The 22966-nt window shown below is 41.7% G+C and carries 14 protein-coding genes and 1 pseudogene; 13 read left to right on the forward strand and 2 right to left on the reverse strand.

The genetic code is table 11. The features are described from left to right. Positions 1-9: 9 nt before the first annotated feature. Positions 10-3225 (reverse strand): S41 family peptidase, encoded by a 3216-nt coding sequence (locus NEE14_RS02155; RefSeq protein ID WP_251967640.1) that lies wholly within the window; start codon positions 3223-3225, stop codon positions 10-12. 205 nt (positions 3226-3430) lie between these two features. Here NEE14_RS02155 and NEE14_RS02160 point away from each other — a divergent pair, with 205 nt between their 5' ends. The 4 genes from NEE14_RS02160 to NEE14_RS02175 are packed head-to-tail and all read left to right on the forward strand — an operon-like array spanning position 3431 to position 6712. Next, entirely contained in the window at positions 3431-4009 is a 579-nt protein-coding gene (locus NEE14_RS02160; RefSeq protein WP_251967639.1) for a Crp/Fnr family transcriptional regulator, read from the forward strand. A 23-nt stretch (positions 4010-4032) separates the two neighbouring features. Then, complete coding sequence (locus tag NEE14_RS02165; RefSeq protein ID WP_251967638.1) at positions 4033-4773, forward strand: (Fe-S)-binding protein; 741 nt, start codon at positions 4033-4035, stop codon at positions 4771-4773. After that, positions 4770-6137 carry a lactate utilization protein B gene (locus tag NEE14_RS02170; protein WP_251967637.1) on the forward strand — a complete coding sequence of 456 codons (1368 nt, stop codon included), beginning with the start codon at positions 4770-4772 and terminating at the stop codon, positions 6135-6137. The genes NEE14_RS02165 and NEE14_RS02170 overlap by 4 nt, the downstream gene beginning before the upstream one ends. Continuing rightward, entirely contained in the window at positions 6134-6712 is a 579-nt protein-coding gene (locus NEE14_RS02175) for a LutC/YkgG family protein (RefSeq protein WP_251967636.1), read from the forward strand. The genes NEE14_RS02170 and NEE14_RS02175 overlap by 4 nt, the downstream gene beginning before the upstream one ends. Before the next feature lie 107 nt (positions 6713-6819). Here the strand turns inward: NEE14_RS02175 and speA are convergent, their stop codons facing one another. Beyond that, complete coding sequence (gene speA / locus NEE14_RS02180) at positions 6820-8712, reverse strand: biosynthetic arginine decarboxylase (RefSeq protein WP_251967635.1); 1893 nt, start codon at positions 8710-8712, stop codon at positions 6820-6822. A gap of 327 nt (positions 8713-9039) precedes the next feature. Between speA and NEE14_RS02185 the strand changes: the two genes are divergently transcribed. The 9 genes and pseudogenes from NEE14_RS02185 to NEE14_RS02225 all read left to right on the forward strand — a co-directional run bounded on the left by NEE14_RS02185 (position 9040) and on the right by NEE14_RS02225 (position 22907). Continuing rightward, positions 9040-9849, forward strand: coding sequence for an IclR family transcriptional regulator (locus NEE14_RS02185; RefSeq protein WP_251967634.1), 810 nt, complete (start codon positions 9040-9042; stop codon positions 9847-9849). Positions 9850-9878: 29 nt separating this feature from the next. Further along, positions 9879-11654: a YncE family protein gene (locus NEE14_RS02190; protein WP_251967633.1), complete on the forward strand. Its 1776-nt coding sequence runs from the start codon at positions 9879-9881 to the stop codon at positions 11652-11654. A gap of 11 nt (positions 11655-11665) precedes the next feature. Then, positions 11666-12760 carry an endoribonuclease L-PSP gene (locus tag NEE14_RS02195; protein WP_251967632.1) on the forward strand — a complete coding sequence of 365 codons (1095 nt, stop codon included), beginning with the start codon at positions 11666-11668 and terminating at the stop codon, positions 12758-12760. 121 nt (positions 12761-12881) lie between these two features. Continuing rightward, positions 12882-13457: pseudogene (locus tag NEE14_RS02200) on the forward strand (hypothetical protein); the annotation flags it as partial. A 102-nt stretch (positions 13458-13559) separates the two neighbouring features. Next, complete coding sequence (locus NEE14_RS02205; protein ID WP_251967630.1) at positions 13560-17561, forward strand: SUMF1/EgtB/PvdO family nonheme iron enzyme; 4002 nt, start codon at positions 13560-13562, stop codon at positions 17559-17561. Positions 17562-17771: 210 nt separating this feature from the next. Further along, positions 17772-20249 (forward strand): cytochrome c biogenesis protein CcsA, encoded by a 2478-nt coding sequence (ccsA, locus tag NEE14_RS02210; protein WP_251967629.1) that lies wholly within the window; start codon positions 17772-17774, stop codon positions 20247-20249. A 4-nt stretch (positions 20250-20253) separates the two neighbouring features. Next, entirely contained in the window at positions 20254-20571 is a 318-nt protein-coding gene (locus NEE14_RS02215) for a hypothetical protein (RefSeq protein WP_251967628.1), read from the forward strand. 240 nt (positions 20572-20811) lie between these two features. Next, positions 20812-21699, forward strand: a complete 888-nt coding sequence (locus tag NEE14_RS02220) for a YncE family protein (protein ID WP_251967627.1) — start codon at positions 20812-20814, stop codon at positions 21697-21699. A 29-nt stretch (positions 21700-21728) separates the two neighbouring features. Beyond that, complete coding sequence (locus NEE14_RS02225; protein ID WP_251967626.1) at positions 21729-22907, forward strand: DUF418 domain-containing protein; 1179 nt, start codon at positions 21729-21731, stop codon at positions 22905-22907. Positions 22908-22966 lie beyond the last annotated feature (59 nt).

The raw sequence follows: 22966 nt of genomic DNA on the forward strand, positions 1-22966 counted from the left end.
ACAGGAACTTTATTGTTGGCTAACTGTTTTCAGGATTTCCTGAACAGCGCGTTCAAGCTGTTCGTCTTTGCCGGTTAAGACATCAGACGGATTGTTGTATATTTCGATGTCTGGTTGGAGTAACTGATTTTCCAATACATGGCCTTGATTATCATAAGCTCCAACTTGTGGAATACCGAATACCATGCCCCCTTCCAGCCTTTCCCACCAGACTGCGGTCATGGTTCCAGGAACAGGTGCACCGATCAGTTGGCCTAAACCCAATTCTTTATAATACCAGGGTGTTCCGTGCGCGTTGGAATAGTTGTCTTCGCAAACGAGCATGCAAGACGGTTTGATCCATCGGTCGAACGGATCGTTCCCGATAAACTGTCCGCGGGGCTTGAATTGCATAACGCGTTTTCCACTCAGCAGGACACAAATGTCTCCATGAAGCCATCCGCCGCCATTATGACGGGTATCTACGACAACAGCCTCCTTGTTACGGTTTTCGTCACTCATCAATTCCTTATATAGAGTTTGGAATGACGCGGCATCCATTGCTTTGATATGTACGTAGGCTATTTTATTATCCGATAACTTGTCGACGATCTTTCGGTTTCGTTCAACCCATCGTTTATAAAGCAGTGCGTTTTCTGCGCCTTGCGAGATCGGTTTGATCGTTATGTCGAAGTCCTTCCCCTTTTTGCTGATAGTTAGTCGGGTATAACGGTCAGTTTTTCCCTCAAGCAATGGATAATAATCACATCCGGCCTTGATTTCCTGCCCGTCGATGGCTTTGATGATGTAGCCGGGTTCGATTTCCTTCTTGCTGGTTTCAAGCGGACTTCCTTTTATGATTTCCTTGATTTTGAGTCCGTCTCCTTCATAAGTCTCATCGAAGAAAACACCTAATGAAGCTGTCGCCAAGGCACCGCCGGTTCCTCCATAGCGGCATCCGGTATGTGAAACATTCAGTTCACCCAGCATTTCACTGGTCATTTCGGCGAAATCGTAGTTGTTGTTGATGTATGGCAGATAAGCAGAATAGGTTGTATAAAGCTTGTTCCAGTCTGCTCCATTCATATTCGGATCATATAGTTTTTCTTTTGTCTGATTCCAGATATGGTCAAACAAATAAGCTCTTAGCTGTTGAGGCCGTTCTGTATAAAAAGCTTCAAAGGCGATATCGCTGAGCCGTCCGTTTTCAATATCTAATTTTTTGATCGCTCCGCCGGAAGACAGATATGCATATTTGATATCTTGATCGACATCCAGATTGCCCCATCCGATTCCCGGCATTTTCAGTTCATTGCGATATTCCTTCAGATCCTGCATCCACAATGCCGGTTTTCCTGCATGCGGAGCAATGTAATACAGTTTGGTCCCGTCTTTGCTCAGCACTGTGCTGCCTAAATTTGTGGAATAGGGCGTCAGTCGAATGGTGCGGTATTCCAAATTAGACAAATCGAATTTCAGATCCTTAATTTTCTTTTCTTTCTCTTTATCCTTGTCTTTCTTGTCGGCATCATCGTCCTTCTTTTTCTTCTTGCCGTCTTCGTCGGCTAACGCTATTTCTTCTTTACTCATGCGGAAGCGGTCGTAGGCTTCCTGATCGAAGAACATGATATAGGCATCGCTTTCTGCTCCCCAAGATCCGTGACTCCGATAACCGGCCCTGTCACTCTGGAAAATCATCGCTTTGCCGTCGAGTACCCACTGGGGTGAGCTTTCGCTGTAACCGCTGTTGGTCAGATTATGGATTTCACCTGATCCGTCGGCCTTTACCAATGCGATGTCTTTGTTGTTCCAACCGCCAACGCCTATGTATTCAGTCAGAATCCATTTACCGTCGGGACTCCAGGAATAATCCTGGTCTCCATCCGTATATGAATACTGGAATTTCCCATCCATCGCGGTATGAACTTCCTTTGATTTGAGGTTGAGCACACAGATCTCAGTTCGGTTCTTCAAAAAAGCAATCTCTTTCCCTTTCGGATTGTATTGCGGCTGGAAGGCTGTATACGTACCGTCGGTAAGACGTTCTTCTTTTAATTCTTTTGCATAGGTGAAGTTTTTGTCTTCTTTGTTTGGTAAAGAAGTCTGGTAGATTTGCCATTTGCCATTTCGTTCAGAGGCATATACAATAGATCTGCCATCAGGTGCAAAATCGATGGTACGTTCACGTTCCGGTGTATCCGTAATCTGACGGGTTGTCTTATAGTCAATAGACGTTACATAGACGTCGCCGCCCAATATAAAGGCAACTTCGTCGTTCTCAGGAGAAACAGCGACTTCTGTAGCTCCCGATGTCCGCAGATTCCGGACTATTTCACGTTGCATATCATCACGGATAATTTCTACCTTTACTTTAACTGGCTCTTCACCCGGAGTCAGCGTATATAGTTCGCCACTGTAACTATAGCAAAGTTTTCCGTTGTGAGCAATAGAGAGGAAGCGGACTGGATTATCTTTATAGAATGTCAGCTGTTTATTTTCCTGTTTATCCAGCGAACGGTAATAAATATTGAATGTACCGTCTTGTTCACTCAGGTAGTAGAAGCCTGTTTCATCAGGACTCCAGACGGCATTGCGGTCTTCGCCTTTAAAATCAGTCATCTTCTTGTATGAGGTTCCATCGAACCACCAGATGTCGCGTGCCATGCTTGATGTATGGTGTTTGCGCCAGTTGTCTTCATATCCTTTAATATCGTCATAAAGAATGCCCTTTTGTCCGATACATGGATTTGACAAAGTCCAGTCAGAGAAACGCTTGGGCCTTCCTCCCGTAATGCTGACTTGATACAGCTGGGAAAAGAGGCTGCTGGGAAACTGCATATTTTCGGCTGTAGGAGTGAGATACGTTGAGAACAAGATGTGCTCATTATCTGAAAAGGCGACTGGTATTTCTTTCCCGGAGTGCGTTGTTAATCGTTTGGGTGCTCCACCACTGAGAGAGGAAACGTAAACATCCAGACTGCCTTCGCGGGCACTGGCAAAGGCGAGATGCTTGCTGTCTGGACTCCAGACCGGGGCATAGTCATATGCTGTATTGGTTGTGATAGCTTGTGCTTTTCCTCCCGATACAGGAACCGTATAAATATCCCCGAAGGCAGAGAAGGCAATTGTTGTCCCGTCGGGTGAAATTGAACTCCAGCGGAGCCATTTAGGTGTATTCTCTGAGGCGATAAGCGGATTTTGCGTGGCGAATGCCAGGCAGAGAGTAGCAAAAAGTTCTTTTTTCATGGAGATTCGATATTTGCTATTGATAAATATTTGTTTTATAAGGATGGCAAAGTTAGCATATTTTGTAAACTGGAGTTGGTTTCCTGAGAAAAAATAGATTAAGGGGAATAAATTTGTGGGTAGGTGAAAGAATCTTGGCTGTTAAATGTTCGATCGTCGTGATGATTTATGTATCTTTGCACTGTTATTCATTAAAAAATAGAGGATGGAAGATTCGTTAAGTGTAGCTCGGGAATTGTCACGGCAAACAATTCCTATCAGTAAGGAGGCTTTGGACAAGCTGGCTTCCATTTTGGTTCGGACTGAAATAAAAAAAGGACAGAATTTTTTGAATGAAGGTGATATTTGCAAGCAAATAGGCTATGTTCAGAAAGGTCTGGTCAGACAATATTATTATAAGAACAAAAAAGATTTTACAGAACATTTCTCTTGTGAAGGAGATGTTTTTATTTGTATTGAAAGTTTTTTACGCCAAGTACCGAGCCGGCTGATAGTAGAAGCATTAGAGAATACGGTTATCTATGGTCTTCCTCATGATGAAGTATTGGCGTTGGGCGCTGAATGTTATGAAATAGAAGTGTTATACCGTGGGTTGTTAGAGAATTCATTGATCTTGTCTCAAGTAAAAATGGATATGTTTCGAATGGAAACAGCCAATGAGCGTTATAATCGTCTGTTGCGAGAACAACCTGAAATTATAAAGCGAGCTCCCTTGTCGCATATTGCTTCTTATTTATTGATGACGCCTGAAACATTAAGCCGGGTACGGGCAAGTATTATTTGATTATATATTTTGAAACATCTTATATGAAAGTTGGATTATTTATTCCGTGTTATATCAATGCAGTATATCCGGAAGTTGGAGTGGCAGCCTTCAAGTTGTTGAAGCAAGTCGGGGTTGATGTAGATTATCCACTTGATCAGACTTGTTGTGGCCAGCCAATGGCTAATGCCGGATTTGAGAATGAAGCAACTAAGTTGGCTGTTCGTATGGAAGATCTTTTCCAGTCGTATGATTATGTGGTAGGACCGTCAGCCAGTTGCGTCGCTTTTGTGAAAGAAAATCATCCGCATATATTAAAGAAGGCGGGACATGTTTGTACAAATAGCGAGAAGATCTATGATATTTGTGAGTTTTTACATGATGTGATCAAGCCGAAGAGTCTGCCTGCTGTTTTCCCACATAAAGTAAGTTTGCATAATAGCTGCCATGGAGTAAGGGAATTACATCTTTCTTCACCCAGTGAAATGAATATTCCTTATTACTCAAAGCTGCGCAATTTACTTTCTTTGGTAAAAGGCATTGAAGTTTTTGAACCTAAACGGGTAGACGAATGCTGTGGTTTTGGTGGTATGTTTTCGGTTGAGGAACCGGAAGTCTCTGTTTGTATGGGACATGATAAAGTAATGGACCATATGAGCACGGGTGCCGAATATATTACGGGTGCTGACAGTTCTTGCCTGATGCACATGCAAGGTGTTATCAAGCGCGAGCATCTTCCTATACAAACTATTCATATTGTTCAGATTTTAGCAGCCGGATTATGAGTACGAAACATTCAATAGCTGCGGCCCGGTTCATAGAGAATCGCCCGCAAGAAAAGTGGCACGATGAGACGTTATGGATGGTTCGTGCAAAACGTGATAAACAAAGTAAATCATTACCCGAATGGGAACGATTACGCGATTTGGCCAGTGCCATCAAGATGTATTCGAACAGTCACTTGGAAACTTTGTTGCAAGAGTTTGAAAAGAATGCTGTAGCCAACGGAGCGATCGTTCATTGGGCGAAAGATGCAGAAGAGCATAACCAGATTGTGTATGATATATTAAAAGAACATCAGGCAAAGAATCTGGTGAAGAGCAAATCGATGTTGACGGAAGAATGCGAAATGAATCCGTTCCTGTTTTCTAAAGGCATTGATGTTGTGGAAAGTGATTTGGGAGAACGAATTCTTCAGCTGATGAATTTAAAGCCGAGTCATATTGTTCTTCCGGCTATTCATATCAAACGCCAGCAGGTGGGTGAAATGATGGAAGAAAAATTGGGTACAGAAAAAGGTAATTTTGATCCGACTTATCTGACCCATGCTGCCCGGAAGCATTTACGCGAAAAGTTCTTGCACGCGGATGTGTCGATGACGGGTGCTAATTTTGCTGTGGCTTCAACGGGTGAAATCGTGGTTTGTACCAATGAAGGTAATGCCGATATGGGCACATCGTTTGCTAAGGTGCATATCGCTACTTTTGGTATGGAAAAGATTGTTCCGAATCGGGAAGCATTAGGCGTGTTTACTCGTCTGTTGGCCCGTTCGGGTACGGGACAACCCATCACTTCTTATACTTCTCATTACAGAAAGCCGCCTGAGGGTTGTGAGTTCCATATCATCATTGTAGATAATGGACGAAGTGAGATTCTGGCCAAGCCTGATCATGTGAAGACGTTGAACTGTATCCGTTGCGGAGAATGTATGAATACATGTCCGGTATATCGTCGGAGTGGAGGCTATTCTTATACTTATTTCATTCCGGGTCCAATTGGAATCAATTTAGGTATGTTACGTGATCCGGAGAAATATGCCGATAATGTTTCTGCTTGTTCTTTGTGCTTATCTTGTTCGAATGTATGTCCGGCTAAAGTGGATTTAGGTGAACAGATTTATAAATGGAGACAAGATTTGGAACGGTTGGGACGAGCCAATAAGCAGAAAAAGTTGATGTCGGAAGGTATGCAATATCTGATGGAACGTCCGGCCTTGTTCGATACAGCCCTGAAGTTTGCTCCAGTTGTGAATCATTTACCACGTTTCATGGTGTATAATGCCGTTAATGCGTGGGGAAAAGGTCGGGAACTTCCTGCGTTTGCGAAAGAATCGTTTAATGAATTGTGGAAAAAGAACAAAGTAAAATGAGCAGTAAAGAAGATATATTAAAACGGATTCATGCAAATACCCGGCAACAGTATGATATGCCGGATCTATCATTGAATGCAATCGTTTACGAAGATAAGCTAAATACTTTTATTGATGTGCTGAAAGCTGCGGGAGGGGAAGCCTATGTCATGCAGCCAGAAGATGATCTGAATGCTGTCATTCAGAAATTTTATCCAGATGCTCAGCGTATAGGTTCAAATCTGAAAGATATTACTTGTGCTACATTTAATCCGGATGAACTGGAAGATCCTCGTGAATTAAATGGAACAGATGTTTCTATTGTGAAAGGAGAATTTGGCGTCGCTGAGAATGCTGCTGTCTGGTTGCCTTGTCAATATCGCTATAAGGCTGTTTATTTTATTTCCAACGCTTTGGTGATCATATTGAATCGGGAAGAACTGGTTAATAATATGAATGAAGCTTACCGTCGAATTGAAAAGGCTGAATATTCTTATGGTGTGTTTATGTCCGGTCCATCGAAGACGGCTGATATCGAACAGGCTTTGGTCTTTGGAGCCCACGGACCAATTCGTGTAACGGTTATCCTATTATAATTTAGCATAGACGGCATCAGATCAGTATCAGAAAGAGAAGATGCTTCATAAAACAAATAACCCCTCTGTATCGGAGGGGTTATTTGTTTATATATGTATGGAAGATACTATTCTAAATAAGTATATCCATATAGACCGGAACGGTAGTTTGATAAGAATTCACGACCTTCTTCTGCAGAGATAGTTCCTTTCTTGACGGAAGATGCGACCCAAACTTCAATAGCCCGAGCCATACGCTTCGGGTTGAATTGAACATATTCTAATACATCAGCTACTGTCTCTCCTTCGATGACACGGTCTATAACATATTTATCTCCCTTGACTTTAATATGTACAGCATTTGTATCACCAAATAAATTATGTAAATCACCCAGGATTTCTTGATAGGCACCTACAAGGAAAACGCCTAAATAATAATGTTCTCCTTCTCTTAACTTATGGACCGGTAAGTAATATGAGAAATTCCGGGTTGAAATAAAGTTGTCTATTTTACCGTCCGAGTCACAGGTTATATCTTGTAATGTAGCAGACTTGGTAGGTTGTTCTTCCAGTCGGCTGATTGGCATTACAGGAAAAATCTGATCGATCGCCCAGGAATCAGGTAAAGATTGGAACAAAGAAAAATTACAGAAATATTTATCTGGTAATAATTTCGATATTTTCTTCAGTTCATCGGGAGCATGTTTAACACTTTCTGCCATTTCAAAGACATCTCGGGCAATAGACCAGAATAACCGTTCAACATGAGCACGGGTTTTTAAGTCGATTAAGCCTAAATTGAACAACTCGAGTGCTTCTTCCCGGCATTGAAGGGTATCATGCCATGTCTCTATCAGTCGTGGCTGGTTGAGTGTATCCCATAAATTATAGAGTTCGCGTACTAATTCATGGGCATCTGGCTGCAACTCTTCATTTTCATCACATGCAGGCAGACTTGTACTGGCCAATGCTTCAATAATCAATACGGAGTGATGGGCTGTTAATGATCGCCCGGATTCAGTGATGATATTAGGTTGTTCCAATCCGAATTTCTTGCAAACGTCAGCCAAAGCAGACACTGCATCATTTACATATTCTTGAATGGAATAATTCATGCTATTCCCACTCAGGGCAGAACGGGTGCCATCGTAGTCAACGCCAAGGCCACCTCCGATATCAACAAATTGGATATTGAATCCCATCTGTTTCAGCTGTACATAAAACTGAGTAGCTTCACGGAGAGCTGTTTTTATTCTTCGTATATTTGTTACCTGACTACCTATATGGAAGTGGATTAATTTCAGGCAATCTTTCAGTCCGTTTTGCTCTAACAATTCTAATGCTTCTAAAAGCTCGCTGGAATTCAATCCAAATTTACTGACATCACCTCCAGACTCTTCCCATTTTCCGCTGCCTGAGCTGGCCAGTTTAATTCGGATACCTATGTTAGGCATCACATTCATGCGCTTGGCCAATGTGGCAATGGTTTTCAGCTCCATCATTTTTTCTACAACCAGGAAGATACGTCTTCCCATCTTTTGAGCGAGTAAAGCTAATTCTATATAGCTTTCATCTTTGTAGCCATTGCATATAATCATAGCGTCGCTGTCTATATCGATAGACAGAACAGCATGCAGTTCCGGTTTAGATCCGGCCTCCAGTCCGATATTGAATTTATTGCCATGACTCACAATCTCTTCAACAACGGGGCGCATTTGATTTACCTTAATAGGATAAATGATGTAATTTTTAGCTGTAAACCCGTACTCTTTTGCAGCTTTGTCAAAACAACTGGATATTTTCTCAATACGATTGTTGAGAATATCCGGGAAACGGAGTAAAACAGGTGCCGCCACATCTTGAATTTGCAGCTCTTCCATCAGATTTTCCAAATCGATGATTGGTCCGCCAGCTTTGGGTTGTACAGCGACATGCCCTTTTTCATTAATCGAAAAATAATTCAGTCCCCAACCATTGATGTTGTACAGTTCGGCTGAATCTTCAATTTTCCATTTTCTCATTTACTTCCTGTTAATAAGTTAGAGGTAATAATAAAGAATAATATGTATAGAATGGCTCCTTGCTGTGAAACATTATCTGAAAGAATATTATTTCAATGAATATGAATATTCGTTTGTCAGGCCGATTCTAAAACAGCATCAAAGTTGCGAAAAAAAAATCATATATCTTGAGTTTTTTTATTAAATTTGGAAGACAAGCTGTATTTCGGATGATTTTTAAAGATGTTTTATGTTTAAAAGCAGGATTAACTCATTTTTGCATAATTGTTACTGGTTTGATTCTGTAGAAACGTATTTTTGATTCAAATCTGAAACGGTATTTCAAATATGGAAACACTTCTCTCAAATCTGGAAAAAACGGATGAAAATTACAAAGTACCTAATTTGGAAAAAGGAATAGCTGTTTTAGAGTATCTGTCATATAATTCGAATGGACGAACTTTACAAGAAATCAAGCAGGCTTTGGATATTTCTCAGACAACGGCTTATCGTATATTGAATACATTAGTTCGTCTTGAATATTTATGTTTTGATGATAAGACAAAACACTATCGGATAACTCGAAAATTGCTTACGTTAGGTTTTTATTCGTTGAAAGAGCACAATTTATTAGAGATAGTGCTGCCTAAACTGCGAGAACTGCGGGATATCGTAAAAGAAACGGTTTGTTTTGGTGTACTGGGAAATGAAAAAGGTATATTTATAGAGCAGGCCCAAGGACTACATGCTTTTCATTTTGTCTTAACTCCTGGAAAACCTTTTGAACTTCATTGTTCAGCTCCGGGAAAAGCTATTATGGCTTATTTGCCTGATACAGTAAGGGACAGATATTTGTCTAATATGTCATTTCAATGTTTTAATGCAAATACGATAACTGATCGTGAAGTGTATTTAAGAGAGTTGGATGAGGTCCGGAAAAAAGGTTATGCTTTAGACAATGAGGAAGAAATGAGTGGTGTGGTTTGTATAGGTGCGGCTATTCTAGATTATACTGGTTTCCCGAGTGGGGCGATTTGGATTTCAGGACCGAAAGATCGTTTGCCAGAATCCATTCGAGAAGAATCTGCTCTCGTTATTATGAAATATGCAAAGATGATATCTTCAGAATTGGGATTTAGTCCGAGACTGATAGATTAGAAAATAAGTTACCATTAAAATATTGGACCATGAAAATGCGGAAAAATATATGGAGAAAATTATTGTTGGCAGGACTAGCTTGTTGTTGCTTATCCTGGGTTGAAGCTGGTACTCCTCCTTTCTTTACAACAGGGATAGATATTGGTCAGAATGGAGAGATGTGGTTAGCTGAAAAAGGAAAGAATTGCGTAGATGTTTTTTCAGCGGATGGAGAAACATTGTTGTATTCTTACCCGGTAGATGAAGCGCCCACGGGCCTTTTGTTGCATGAAGATAAAGTTTATATAACAACTTTTGGTTCGACGGGTCATTTACAGGTTATGCAAAAGGAAACTGGGAAAGTAGAAAAGATTATACCTACGGGATCAGGAGCTTGCTCTCCATTATTGGGACCAGACGGGAAACGTATCTATGTTTGCAATCAGTTTTCTAATAATGTTGTGGAAATAGATTTGGCTAATGGAAAAATACTACGTACGGTTAAAGTTCTTCGTGAGCCCAGATCGGCAGTATTTAGTAAAGATGGTAAATATATGTTTGTTGCCAATTTCCTGCCGGCACAACGAGCCGATATCGATTATGTAGCAGCTTGCGTGTCGGTGATCGACATGTCTAAGTTTGAAAAGATAAAAGATATACAGCTTGCAAATGGCAGTAATGCTTTGCGGGGTTTGTGTGTAACGCCTGATGGCAAGTATGTATATGTCTCTCATAATTTAGGTCGTTTTACGGTACCAACGTCTCAATTACAGCAAGGATGGATGAATACGAGTGCATTTAGTATCATTGATGCTGACGATTTGAGTTATGCCGGCGTTGTTGTTGTCGATGAACCGGATAGAGGAGCAGCTGGTATATGGAGCATTGCTTGTGATGAGGAAAAGATTTATATCACGCACAGTGGTACCCATGAAATAAGTGTAATTGATCATAAAGCTATGCGAGATAAGTTTGAAGCTTATCCTGATAAGTCTCGGTTGGACTACGATCTGACATTTCTGTATGGTATTCGGACACGAATTCCCTTGCAGGGAAATGGTCCACGTTGTATGTTTGCTGGTGAGAACAAAGTCATAATTCCAACATATTTCGCAGACGTATTGAATATATTGGATAAAGAAACACTTGAATTAACTTCAATTCCGTTAAATCCGGATAGAACAGAGACGGATGTGCAGAAAGGCGAGCGTTATTTTAATGATGCTGCCAAATGTTTCCAGAACTGGCAGAGTTGTAATGGCTGTCATCCCGGTGATGCGCGTACGGATGGTATGAATTGGGATTTAATGAATGATGGAATTGGAAATTCTAAGAATTGTAAAAGTTTGCTGTTCAGTCATGTGACACCTCCTTGTATGATTTCTGGAATTCGGGAATCTGCCGAATTGGCTGTTCGCGCAGGTTTTCGGTATATTCAGTTTTATGAACCGGAAGAAGATATGTCCTTATGCGTTGATGCGTATTTAAAATCACTGCAGCCTGTTCCAAGTCCATACTTGGTGAATGGAAAATTAAGTGAAAAGGCAGAAGCTGGGCGTAAGGTCTTTGAGAAACTTAAATGCGGAGAGTGCCATAGTGGTCCATATTATACAGATATGAAATATCATGTGATAGGTGAGAATGTTGAATTCGAGAAAGGATGGGATACACCTACTTTACGTGAAGTGTGGCGCACAGCTCCTTATTTGTTCAATGGATCAGCCGCTACTATGGAAGATGTATTCCGTGTATATAAGCATGGTATTGATAAAAAAGTATCAGATAAGGAAATTGAGGAGTTATCAGAGTATGTAAATTCTTTGTAAAAATGAGTTCTATGAATTATTGTCAGAAGATACATTATAATATATTTCAGGCAGATCAGGCTGATTTTGATAAATTGGTTGATCGTCTGCTAGATTGTATTCCTCAGAATGAAATAGTTCTACGCCTGGTGTTTTTCGGAAAGCCTTTGTCAAATGCTCAGTATTTAGAGCGGAGACTGTTAATCCGAAAGAAAGTCCGTTATCGTTATCAGCATAGTGAACCGGCATTAACGTATGTTGCACAACCACCGTTGGGTGCTGCATTAATTATGGAAGTGCATAGTTATATACCAGATGGGAGTGATTGCATAGCCTTTCGTCATTATGAAGGAACTCCTTATGTTATGGTGGAAAACGATAAGATGAAATGTCTGTATGCTGGCGGTTTCCAGGAAGATATCTTGATGTTTGGTATTCAGCAGCAGGCAGCAGGCGTTTTTGCCCGTTTGGGTGATGTATTACGTAAAGAAGGTTTTCCGATAAGCAGTATTGTTCGGCAATGGAATTATATTGAGCGAATCACAGATTGTGATGGAGCCGATCAGCGCTACCAGATGTTTAATAATGCCCGCAGTGAATTTTATAAACCGGTTGATTGGAGTAACGGATATCCGGCTGCAACTGGTATTGGTGCTGATTTGGGAGGTTTGGTTGTGGATGTCGATGCTGTTGTATTCAAACAAGAAGACTGTTATGCAACGCCGATAGATAATAAACTCCAAATTGCTGCACATGCGTATTCTGAAAAGGTTCTGGAGAAAGCTGGGGTGCAGAAGACAACTCCTAAATTTGAAAGAGCCAAACGGCTTACTACCGGTAATAATAGTTTGATTTATATATCTGGGACAGCGGCTATCCGGGGAGAAGAAACTTTGGTTGGTGTTGGATTGGAACGGCAGTTGCGTATTACCATGGAAAATATAGCCGAATTGATAGGTGATGCAGCAATAAAATTTTTGCGTGTCTATTTAAAAGACCGTTCTTATTATGAAGAAGCGAAGTTTCTTTTGGAAACCTATCATTTGAATGTCCCTATATCATATATGTGTGCTGATGTTTGTCGGGAAGAATTATTAATTGAGATTGAAGGTATCGCGATGAAATAGTTTTTCTGTTAGTAATTTGGCTGAATAAGGAAGAAGATAAATCTTCGGATGAATTTACTCAAGTGAATATATAGCAGATGTTAGGCAATAACTGAAAATAATTAATCTACTAAAAATATGAAAGTTTATGGCGTATTCTAAAAAGTACACAAATGCCGATTTCTATAAAGACGGCAAATTCCTGCAGGATGTTGCTATGGAAGCAATGAAAGATATGTTTGCATATTATGGAGTCCCTTTTACCGAGCTGATGGCTAAAGAAATGTGGGTGACAGATTTTGGTTTAGGAGACTTTGAAAATGTTGGTATGGGCGGTATTTTCTGGGTAAATGATCCGGAATATGGTTATTTCGCTCACGCCATTTATTTGTTGCCGGGGCAGATGATTCCTGAGCATGCTCACGTTAAAACAAAATTCCCGGCAAAACATGAATCATGGATGGTTGAGAAAGGTTGGGTGTATAATTTCTCTGAGATAGGAGATGAGACACCTAATGCTCCGACTATTCCGGCTACTCATGGTCCGATTAAGAGTAAGAATTTTGTGGTTCAGAAAGTAGGAGATGTGTTACGCCTGAAAAAGTTAGAGTCATTCCATTTTATGATGGCTGGACCGGAAGGTGCGATAGTTGATGAGTGGGCTTGCTACCACGATAATGATGGCTTGCGCTTTACCAACGATAAAGCTGCATTATAATTCTCTTTTGATTTGTTCTGTATATAATAAAATGTACAGAACAAATGCTATGGTAATCTTGTGAATTGCAAGGTGTGTTGCTAACTGTATAATTGAAATAACATGAATAAACTTCAATTAGTGATATCGGTTCTTTTATCAACGTCGGCTGTATCTTGGGCGGGACCACAGCAAAAGAAGGTTGATAATTGGATTGATGCCTCTGTTAAAGCGAAGACTGAATTACAGGAAAAACTGAAGAAGGCAGGTATGCCTGTCATTTCACAATGGATGAAGCATAAGCAAAAGGCTCAATCATTTGTTGTGGATGTAAAAGGTTTGGACAAGCTTGTATTGGTCACCGCAGGAGGACCGGATGGAACTAATTATGATCAGGCGGTTTGGGCAAATGCCCGTTTGATTAAAAAAGATGGAACATCCGTTTGGCTGGACGAAATCCCTTATGAATATGGTGTTGCTGGATGGGATAAGCCAAAGATGAATGTCAACGTATACGACAATAAGATTGTCATTGCAGGCAAAGAATATGCGCACGGTGTTTTATGTCATGCGGATGGTACTTTGGTTTATCCTTTGAATGGTGAATATGTCCGTTTTGAGGCAGAAGTCGGTATTGACGACGCATCGCAGGGCGGAAGTGTCTATTTCCAGGCGCTGAATGTGATGCCCGAAACTGTGGGCAAGGAGCTGAGTAACCGATATCCGAAAGAGATCGCCATGTTGGGTTCTGTTTTGGATGGTTTGGATTCATGGCTGATTACGGCTGATGCTTCAGAGGAAAAGCAGGCTGTAGAAAAAGCCCTTTCTTATTTGAAAGATAAAACTTATTTTGCCGATGCGGCTAAACGGGTTGCTGATGAGACAGATGTGAATACCCAAATGCACAAATACCTGTCTTTATTGGAACAAATACAACAGGTTGTTGCTCTTCAGAATGAATTAGAGTGGTTGAATGTGGAATCCGTAAAGTTGGCCTTTGCCGATATGAAACGGCAAAAAGGTTATGATGTGGCTACGTATGAACCTTTGCTCAATGAACTGATTGAATTGACAAAGAAAGGTTTCGATGGTATTTATAAGGGAGACGAACAGGTTATTGCTGATGCGAAAAAGGCTTTGGCCGACAAACGGGCTATTTTATTGGGAAATGTCTTGCTGGATGGTGATAAGATTGTTGCTACCCGCTTTAAATTAGGCATGAATGCCCGTTTGGCTATGGCTCCGGATTTAGGTACACAGGCAAACAACTGGAGCAATCAGGAATCGGCCCGTCGGGAAGGTTTCGATTCCGAGATTGTTGAATTGACGAATTTGCGGGGCGATGTTCAGATGCGTCGGGTGTATAAGCCGGATCATTCTTCTTCTATTGCCGACCTGAAGCTTCATTGGGATGGCGATCGTGTGATGTTTACGCAGACCATGCCGGACAAGCGCTGGAATATCCATGAAGTCAAGTTAGACGGAACTGGTTATCATCCGATGATTGAAATGAAAGAGCCTGATTTGGAATTTTATGATGGTACTTATTTGCCGGATGGACGAATCATAGGTGTTTCAAACATCGGTTATCAGGGCGTGCCTTGTGTGAGCGGAGATGATCCTGTCGGAAATATGATCTTGTATAATCCGAAGGATAAGAGTATGCGTCGTATCACATTTGACCAGGATGCAAACTGGAATCCGACCATTATGGCTAACGGGAAAGTGATGTATACGCGTTGGGAATATACTGATTTGACTCATTACTATTCTCGTATTGTGATGCACATGAATCCGGATGGAACGGAGCAGAAAGCCTTGTTCGGTAGTGGTTCTATGTTCCCGAACAGTACATTCGACGTACAACCGCTGCCCGGTCATCCTTCTGCATTCGTCGGCATTATTTCAGGCCACCACGGTATTGCCCGGTCAGGTCGTTTGATCTTGTTCGATCCGTCGAAAGCCCGTAAAGGAGCAGCCGGCATGACGCAGGAAATACCTTACCGGAGCCGCCCTGTACAGGAATTGATAAAGGATGAATTGGTCAATGGTGTTTGGCCGCAGTTTATAAAGCCAATGCCGTTGAATGATAAATATTTCCTGGTATCTGCCAAACTGTCTTCCAATGATTTGTGGGGACTTTACCTGGTAGATATTTATGATAATATGACTTGTGTATATCAGGCTGAAGGAGAAGGTTTCATCAGTCCGATTCCGGTTCGTAAGTCGGTTACTCCTCCACGTATTCCGGATCGTGTAAAGCTAAATGACAAAGAAGCAACTGTCTTTATTCAGGATATATATGCTGGTGAAGGTTTGAAGAATGTTCCGCGTGGTACGGTAAAGGAACTGCGTATCCATGCATATGAATATGCCTATGTAAAGACTCAGTCTGACCATAACTGGCATGGTATTCAGAGCGGATGGGACATCAAACGTCTGTTGGGTACAGTTCCGGTTGAAGAGGATGGCTCTGTTATCTTTAAGATTCCGGCAAATACTCCGATTTCTATCCAGCCTCTTGATAAGAATGGTGCCGCTATTCAGTGGATGCGCAGTTGGCTGACCGGGCAGCCGGGTGAAGTTGTCTCTTGCGTAGGTTGTCATGAAGATCAGAATGAGATTCCCATTCCTAAACGTGTGATTGCTTCGCAGAAGACTGCTGCCAAACTGAAAGCACCGGAAGGCGGTGTCCGTTCGTTTACTTTTGATTTGGAAATTCAACCTATCTTGGACCGTGCTTGTATTGCTTGCCATAATGGTCAGGGCAAGGCTTTCGACTTGCGTGCCGGCGAAAAAGACAAGTTGGGCTATGGCCCATCTTATCTGAACTTACATCCGTATGTACATCGTCAGGGAGGCGAAGGTGATATGCTGGTATTATATCCGTATGAGTATTATCAGAATACAAGTGAACTGGTTCGCTTGTTGAAGAAAGGTCACTATAATGTGAAACTGACGGATGCTGAATGGAAGACGTTGTATAACTGGATTGATTACAATGCGCCGGACAAGGGCTATTTCAATGCGAATGTGCTTGGGAAAGATATTATTCCGTATCAGGGCTATGACCAGATCGAACGTCGTATCGAATTGAACAACAAGTATGCCGGTGGTTCTGGAGTGGACTGGAAAAAGGAAATTGCCGATTATGCTGCTTATTTGAAGGCCAAAGGTCCGATTACTCCGGTGATGCCCGAAAAGGAAGCTCCTGTAAAGGAAAAGACACTGAAGGTGAAAGGTTGGCCATTCAATGCTGATGCTGTCAAGGAAATGCTGGCAGATGAAATGCAAACGCGTAAGGAGATAGAGCTGGCTCCGGGTGTGAAGATGACTTTTGTACGCATTCCTGCCGGACAGTTTGTGATGGGCAGTTATCAGGGTGAACCGGATGCTTATCCAACGGCGAAGGTTAAGATAAACAAGGCGTTTTGGATGGGTGAACTGGAAGTAACCAATCAGCAGTATAACGTATTCTTCCCAGATCATGACAGCCGTCACATGGATCAGCAGTGGAAAGACCACGTTTATCCGGGATATGTGGCTAATGATCCGGACCAGCCGGTTATCCGTGTCAGCTATAATGATGCCATGGCTTTCTGTAAAAAGCTAAGCGAAAAGACAGGTTTGCATGTTACTTTACCCACGGAGGCACAATGGGAATGGGCTTGTCGTGCCGGAAGTGATCAGGATTTCTGGTATGGTGATAAACATGCTGATTTCGGAAAGAAGGAAAATCTGGCGGATGAAACTACGAATCTGCTGGCAGTAAGCGGAATTGATCCGCAACCGATGCCAAAGACAAGCTTCTGGTACAAGTACTATATTTTCTTGCCGAAAGAAGAAAGCGTGAATGATGGCAGTTTGATTCAGGTAGGAGGTAAGAAATATGAAGCGAATCCGTTCGGCCTGTATAATATGCACGGTAATGTAGCCGAGTGGACTCGATCGGATTATGTTGCTTATCCGTACAAGGAGAATACAAAGGAAACTTCAGAATATAAGGTAGTTCGTGGTGGTTCATGGGTGGAACGGCCAAAATATGCTACCGCTCATAGCCGAAAAGCCTTCTATCCATGGCAACCTGTATTTAATGTAGGTTTTCGTGTGATTATTGAAGATTAAAAGGAAAAATCCTATATTTAGGCCCTTTTCTGAGGGGTATCTGAGGTAATTCATACCAGCAGATACTTTTCCGCCGGTCGGCGGAAGGCTTTCCGTCAATCGGCGGACGACCTTCCGGCGTACGGCGGAAACCTTTCCGACAACCGACGGAAAGGCAGTGTCTCGGGTGTTTTCCCTTAAGGGATGACGAAGTTTATATTAATAACATATATGAAATCAGTTATTCTAAGGTATTTATCTTCTCCGGTAACGGGATTGATATTAATGGTAGTTTATGCGTTGGGGTTGGCGGTTGCTACATTTATAGAAAAGCAGCTCGGAACCGAAACAGCAAAAGAGTGGGTGTATTATTCGCCAGTATTTATTTTCTGGCAGTTCCTGATGGTCGTTAATTTTCTGGCAATGGCCGGGAAATATCAATTGGTTCGCCGGAAAAAGTGGGGAGCTTTACTGACTCATCTGGCTTTTATCGTTATTTTGGGTGGAGCGATGTGTTCGCATGTATTCAGTGAAGAAGGATTGTTGCATTTACGTGAGGGAGAATCCAGTAACCAGATAGCGGTTCGGGCAGGCGACAAAACCTATTTTCATACTTTGCCTTTTCAAGTTGAATTAGTCAAATTTACATTAACCCGTTATCCGGGTTCGGCAAGTCCGTCTTCGTTTGAGAGTGAAGTGCTGGTTCATGTAGACGGAGAAACGCGTCGGGAACTTATTTTTATGAATAATGTACTGGATGTTAAAGGCTACAGATTTTATCAGGCTTCTTATGATAAAGATGAGCAAGGAACAATCCTCTCGGTCAACCGGGATGTTGCCGGCCGGAACATTACTTATGCTGGATATATTTTACTGGCTTTAGGCCTGCTTCTTTGTATTGTAGGTCCTCATTCACGCTTCATGTATTTGAGCCGTCAGTTGAAGGATATGCGTTCGGCAGGTGTTACTACGCTTCTTCTGATAGGACTGTTAAGCATTTCAGCTGGAATGAAAGCTGAAGAGAAATCGATGGATTTGAATAAAGTGGTGCAGCAGTTTGTGGTCAGTCCTGAACATGCGGCGGCTTTCGGGGCATTGCCCGTGCAGTCTGAAAACGGACGAATGATTCCGATGAATACCTTTTCGTCGGAAGTATTGAGAAAGTTGCATAAGGAAGACACTTTTGGTAAATTGAATTCCGACCAGTTCCTGTTAAGCTTGCTGGCGATGCCGGATATGTGGATGCGGGTTCCGTTGATTCGTCTGTCAGATAAGGAGATATCTGCCCATTACGGATTACCTGATAAATCATGTTCCTATTTGCAAGTCTTTGATGACCGTGGCGCTTATAAATTTCAGGCAGATGTAGAGAAGGCTTATGCCAAAATGCCGAACGAGAGGACTCGCTTTGACAAGGATTTGATGAAATTAGACGAGCAGGTGAATATCCTGTATCAAGTGTTTAATTATCAGCGAATCCATATTTTCCCGAAAGAAGGCGATCCGAATCATAAATGGTATGCACCGGGCGATGATCTTTCTGTTTATAGTGGAAAGGATTCGCTGTTTGTTTCCCGGATCTTTTTGTGGTATTTGGGAGAAGTACAGTCGGCATTGAAAACCCAGGACTGGAGTAAGGCCGACGAAGTACTGGGTATGATCGAAACATACCAGCAAGCTAAAAGCCAGGGTGTTGACATAAGCCCCAAGAAGATGCAGGCCGAGATCAAATATAACCAGATGAACATCTTCCGTCAGTGCAAGATAGGTTATTTGGTTACGGGCGGATTGCTACTGATTGTGGCTTTTGTTGCCATGTTCAATGAAAAGAGAAAATTGAATACACTCTTTCTTTTGCTGGCCGGACTGGTAGTGGCGGTGTTCGGTTTTCATACGTATGGAATGGGAGTCCGCTGGTATATTGCCGGATATGCTCCTTGGAGTAACTCTTATGAGACGATGGTTTATGTGGCATGGGCTACGGTTGCTGCCGGTTTGTTGTTTGCCCGTCGCAGTCGGATAACGATGGCACTGGCCACTTTGTTTGCGGGTATTATTTTATTTGTATCTGGTCTGAACTGGATGGACCCAGAAATTAGTCCGTTGGTACCGGTGTTGAAATCACCATGGCTGATGTTTCATGTGGCTGTTATAGTAGCCGCTTATGGATTCTTCGGTATTTGCTGCTTGTTGGGAATAACAAATCTGGTGATAATGGCGCTCATGCGGAATAAGAATCAGGAACAGATGCTGCTTCGTATCCGGGAACTGACGGTTGTTAATGAAATGGCTTTGCTGGTAGGTCTGGCATTGATGACGATCGGAACATTCTTGGGTGCCGTCTGGGCCAATGAATCATGGGGACGTTACTGGGGCTGGGATCCGAAAGAAACCTGGGCACTGATAACCATGATTATCTATGCTTTAGTTGAGCACTTGCGCCTGGTGCGGAAGTGGTATAACCTGTGGTCATTTAATTTCTCATCGGTAATGGCTTTCTGTTCCGTACTGATGACATTCTTCGGTGTGAATTATTTTTTGAGCGGTATGCATTCTTATGGAGAAAATGATCAGGTTAATGGAATATTTATGTATATATTTGTAGTGATAGTCGTAGTTATTATTCTTTCTGTCATTGCCTATTGGAAATATATGCGCAGAAAGATAATAGCGGAAGATAATTTTACATCTAATAATTTAAACAGATAGTGCTATGAGAACATTAAGTCATTTTGGTATTCCGGTAAATTACAAACCGGAAGGAGCTATGTACAATGAAGGTTTGAATATTTGGTTGACTGATTACAGTAAAAGTGCCAACAAAATAGAGTTCCTTTACCTGGAATCAGGAAAAACTCCGCTGCCGGATAAAGTTTTATCAACGGCTCATGTAGCCTATATTGTACCTTCTTTGGAAGAAGCGCTTAAAGGTAAGCAGGTTATTTTTGGTCCGGCTCCTTGTGATGAGCATCTGACAATTGCTTTTATTGAAGAAGAAGGAATTGCAATTGAGTTGATGGAAACTAAATGAAAAGCCTTAAAACGAAGTTTGAGCTGAAAATAAAGACAAGATTCCACCATAGTAGTTGAATGAAGAACTGATGGAAGATTATGTGGGCTTACCTATAAAGTAAAAATAGAAGCCATCATTTTGTAGTTCGTACCCATTCCTGAAATGAAGATAGAGTTACTATTGGAATGATTAGAAGTTGTGGGTACGAACTTTTATTTTGCGGGTGATCCGGATTACTTATGTCATTAATATGTTATTATGAAATCAATAGTTGCTTATCTGTGTATGCTCTGTTTCCTGGTGGGATTATTGTCCTGTGGTGAGAAAGGAGAAAAGTTATTGTTAGCCGGTTCGGGTTGGAGTAAAATTGTGATTATCGATAAGAAAATCCAGGAAATAGAATGGGAATATTCATTGGAAAAAGGCTGGGAATGTAATTCAGCCAGCTGGACTCCTGATGGAAATATTCTGTTTTCGTATGCCAAAGGAGTTAAACTGATCACGATGGCTGGTGAAGAATTATGGAATATTCCAGCAGATGCCGGTTCTGAGTTTCAGACTGCCTGCGTATTAGATAACGGAAATTATCTGGTTGCTGAATGTGGTCATCCGGCTAAAATATTCGAATTTAGTCCGAAGGGAGAAATTATTCGTGAGACTGCCTACGAAACTGGTATTGAAGTTCCTCATGCTCAATTCCGCCATGTGAATGTAGATAAAGATGGAAACTATCTGGTTCCTTTGTTTGAGACAGCAGATGTACGGGTAATAGATATAGAAGGAAATTTGCTGCGTACCATCAAGATGCCGGGAAATATGTTTTGTGTCAGCAGATTGGATAATGGAAATTATGTAGGAGCTTGCGGAGATTCCCATTGTTATGTTGAGTTTAATCTGGAAAGTGGAGAAATTGTCCGTACCGTTAACTCGGGAGATATTGAAGGAGTTGAGTTTTGCTTTGTCGCTCAGCTGTTGCCAACTACCGGTGGTGGAATGTATATTTGCAACTGGCAAGGCCATGATCCGGATGTGGCTTCCAGGCATGTTCCACAATTAATAGAAATTGATAGGCAGGGAAAGATCGTGTGGAAAATAAATGATAGCAGGAATTTTGGCATGATCTCTTCCATATCAGTAGTGAAATGATTTTATCTTAAATATAAAAACTGTAAGTTATGTCAGAAATAGTTCATTCTAAGGAGAGAATATTGGCCGTGGATGCCTTGCGCGGATTTGCCGTAATGTCGATCATTTTGTTGCACAACATTGAACATTTTAACTTTTATTCTTTTCCCGAAACGACATCACCCTTATTATCGAGCTTAGATTCTCATTTATGGGATATGCTGTTTTTTGCCTTTTCCGGGAAAGCCTATGCCATCTTTGCATTGCTGTTTGGATTTACTTTTTATTTGCAATTTCATAATTGCGAGAAAAGAGGTGAAGATTTCCGAAACAGATATATGTGGAGGCTGACATTGCTTTTACTGTTCGGCTTTGTGAATGCCATCTTTTTCCCAGGAGAAATTTTGGTACTATATGCATTGATTGGTTTTGTATTGGTTCCTGTACGCCATTTGAAAGACCGGACAGTCGCATGGATTGCTTTGATTCTGATGTTGCAGCCATTGGAATGGCTAAAAGTTCTTTATGCATGCTTGGTTCCGGATGCAAATCCACAGCAGACTTATTTCTCGCTGGGTGACGTATATCTGCAGTTAGGAGGACATTCCTTTTGGGAAATGCTGAAAGCAAATTTCGTTACCGGTCAGTTGGCCAGTTTAAATTGGGCGTGGTCTCATGGTCGGGTATTCCAGACAGCAGCTTTGTTTATGTTAGGAATGTTGCTGGGAAGAAAAGGTCTGTTTCTATATTCAGGGGAAAACAAAGAACGGGTAGCTGCATTTTGGCAACGGGTAGCCTTTCTGGCATTGCCGTCGGCTGTCATTCTGTATTATCTGAAGGATTTCATTTATTCACAGATAGAGAATCCGTTCCTGAAGTCGTCTATGCGGACGATTTGGGATTCTTGGTATAATTTGTCAGGTATGCTGCTGATTGTTTCCGGATTTCTGTTACTCTATTGGGTAAATGAAGGCAAGGTTCAGAAGATTCTTGTGCCGTATGGAAAGATGAGTCTGACGGATTATGTAATGCAATCGATAATAGGAAGTCTTTTGTATTTCGGTTACGGATTGGAACTGCACCTGGTTTGTGGAACGACCTATAGTCTGCTGATCGGAATCGTATTCCTTATTCTGCAAGTAGCCTTTGCACATTGGTGGTTCCGTCATTTCCGTCGTGGTCCGTTGGAAACCATCTGGCACCGGTTGACGTGGCTTGGGAAGAAATAAAAGAACAGTCAAAGAAAAGCCCAAGGAGTTATCCTGGGCTTTTCTTTGACTCTCTGAAA

Source organism: Parabacteroides sp. AD58 (genome assembly GCF_023744375.2).
GTDB classification, from domain to species: domain Bacteria; phylum Bacteroidota; class Bacteroidia; order Bacteroidales; family Tannerellaceae; genus Parabacteroides; species Parabacteroides absconsus.

What these genes read in the sequence shown, in the direction of transcription:
- NEE14_RS02205 (WP_251967630.1), top strand. Translation starts at nt 13,560, where the DNA reads ATGAATAAACTTCAATTAGTGATATCGGTTCTTTTATCAACGTCGGCT.
- NEE14_RS02160 (WP_251967639.1), top strand. Translation starts at nt 3,431, where the DNA reads ATGGAAGATTCGTTAAGTGTAGCTCGGGAATTGTCACGGCAAACAATT.
- NEE14_RS02185 (WP_251967634.1), top strand. Translation starts at nt 9,040, where the DNA reads ATGGAAACACTTCTCTCAAATCTGGAAAAAACGGATGAAAATTACAAA.
- NEE14_RS02165 (WP_251967638.1), top strand. Translation starts at nt 4,033, where the DNA reads ATGAAAGTTGGATTATTTATTCCGTGTTATATCAATGCAGTATATCCG.
- NEE14_RS02215 (WP_251967628.1), top strand. Translation starts at nt 20,254, where the DNA reads ATGAGAACATTAAGTCATTTTGGTATTCCGGTAAATTACAAACCGGAA.
- NEE14_RS02220 (WP_251967627.1), top strand. Translation starts at nt 20,812, where the DNA reads ATGAAATCAATAGTTGCTTATCTGTGTATGCTCTGTTTCCTGGTGGGA.
- NEE14_RS02175 (WP_251967636.1), top strand. Translation starts at nt 6,134, where the DNA reads ATGAGCAGTAAAGAAGATATATTAAAACGGATTCATGCAAATACCCGG.
- NEE14_RS02170 (WP_251967637.1), top strand. Translation starts at nt 4,770, where the DNA reads ATGAGTACGAAACATTCAATAGCTGCGGCCCGGTTCATAGAGAATCGC.
- NEE14_RS02195 (WP_251967632.1), top strand. Translation starts at nt 11,666, where the DNA reads ATGAATTATTGTCAGAAGATACATTATAATATATTTCAGGCAGATCAG.
- NEE14_RS02190 (WP_251967633.1), top strand. Translation starts at nt 9,879, where the DNA reads ATGAAAATGCGGAAAAATATATGGAGAAAATTATTGTTGGCAGGACTA.
- NEE14_RS02155 (WP_251967640.1), bottom strand. Translation starts at nt 3,225, where the DNA reads ATGAAAAAAGAACTTTTTGCTACTCTCTGCCTGGCATTCGCCACGCAA.
- speA (WP_251967635.1), bottom strand. Translation starts at nt 8,712, where the DNA reads ATGAGAAAATGGAAAATTGAAGATTCAGCCGAACTGTACAACATCAAT.
- ccsA (WP_251967629.1), top strand. Translation starts at nt 17,772, where the DNA reads ATGAAATCAGTTATTCTAAGGTATTTATCTTCTCCGGTAACGGGATTG.
- NEE14_RS02225 (WP_251967626.1), top strand. Translation starts at nt 21,729, where the DNA reads ATGTCAGAAATAGTTCATTCTAAGGAGAGAATATTGGCCGTGGATGCC.